Annotated in this window: 1 protein-coding gene; it reads left to right on the forward strand. The window is 65.7% G+C overall.

Features of this window, described 5'->3' with window-relative positions:
• Positions 1-23: 23 nt before the first annotated feature.
• Positions 24-432, forward strand: a 409-nt coding sequence (locus H0X95_RS35755) for a winged helix-turn-helix transcriptional regulator (protein WP_196446442.1), incomplete at its 3' end; no start/stop codon positions are given.

A 432-nucleotide genomic window follows, 5' to 3' on the forward strand; every position in this document is an offset into this window, starting at 1 on the left:
GAACCAGGTACAGTTGGTGGACCATGGCCGTTTCCGATCTATCCCACCGCTTCGAAGGGGAGTCGGTCGGCCGGGCGCTCGAGCTAGTCGGTGAACGCTGGACGCTGCTTATCCTGCGTGAGGCGTTCTTCGGGGTGCGGCGGTTCGGTCAGCTCGCGCGGAACCTTGGCATTCCGCGGCCCACGCTGTCCTCGCGGCTGCGGATGCTCGTCGAGGTGGGTCTTTTTGACCGGGTGCCATATTCCTCCGACCCCGAGCGACACGAGTACCGGCTCACCGAAGCGGGCCGCGATCTGTTCGCCGCGATCGTCGTCCTCATGCAGTGGGGGGATGAGTACTTGCCACGCCCAGAAGGACCACCGATCAAGCTGCGCCACCACACCTGCGGCGAGCACGCCGACCCACGCCTGATCTGTACCCACTGCGGCGAGG

It is taken from the genome of Burkholderia sp. 9779_493, assembly GCF_015712215.1.
In the GTDB taxonomy this organism is placed as follows: Bacteria; Pseudomonadota; Gammaproteobacteria; order Burkholderiales; family Burkholderiaceae; genus Burkholderia; species Burkholderia cenocepacia.